Annotated in this window: 1 protein-coding gene; it reads left to right on the forward strand. The window is 66.3% G+C overall.

Features of this window, described 5'->3' with window-relative positions:
• Positions 1–48 precede the first annotated feature (48 nt).
• A protein-coding gene (locus ACSLTV_RS36115; RefSeq protein ID WP_435613734.1) for an IS5 family transposase occupies positions 49–842 on the forward strand; the annotation gives its coding sequence in 2 pieces (ribosomal slippage) (positions 49–381 and positions 384–842; 792 coding nt in all).
• Positions 843–852: the final 10 nt, after the last annotated feature.

Consider the following 852-nt stretch of genomic DNA (forward strand, 5'->3'; position numbering starts at 1 on the left):
AGAAGACATCTCATTTGGCGTGTTCGATAGTCTGCGGTCGTGGACATCGTGGAGCGCCTGGTGCCGGATGAGTTGTGGGAGTTGTTCGCGCGGGTGGTGCCGCCAGCCCCGACACGGCCTCAAGGTGGTGGCCGACGGCGGTACGGGGATCGCGAGGTGCTGGCCGCGATTGTGTTCGTGGCCACGTCAGGGTGCACATGGAAGCAGTTACCGCCATCCTTCGGCCCGTCGGGGCCGACCGCGCACCGCCGGTTCAGTGAATGGAGCAGGGCCCGGGTCTGGGCCAAACTGCACCGCCTGGTGCTGGATGAACTCGGCGCTCGCGGAGACCTGGACTGGTCGAGGTGTGCGATCGACTCGGTGAACATGCGGGCCCTGAAAGGGGGGACCTGACAGGTCCGAATCCTGTCGATCGGGGCAAGAAGGGCTCGAAGATCCACCTGATCACCGAGCGGACTGGTCTGCCCCTCTCCGTCGGTATATCGGGCGCCAACCTCCACGACAGCCAGGCCCTGCAGCCCCTGGTCCGCGGGATCCCGCCGATCCGCTCCCGCCGCGGCCCACGCCGACGCAAGCCCGCCAAGCTGCACGCCGACAAGGGCTACGACTACGACCACCTGCGTCGATGGCTGCGCAAGCGCGGTATCACGCACCGCATCGCACGCAAGGGCATTGAATCCTCCACACGTCTGGGCCGCCACCGCTGGACGATCGAGCGCACCATGGCCTGGCTCGCCGGCTGCCGTCGGCTCCACCGCCGCTATGAACGCAAAGCCGAACACTTCCTGGCCTTCACCGCCATCGCCTGCACCCTCATTTGCTACCGCCGACTCACCAAATGAGACGTCGTCT

The organism is Streptomyces sp. bgisy159, assembly GCF_965341775.1.
Classification (GTDB): Bacteria; Actinomycetota; Actinomycetes; order Streptomycetales; family Streptomycetaceae; genus Streptomyces.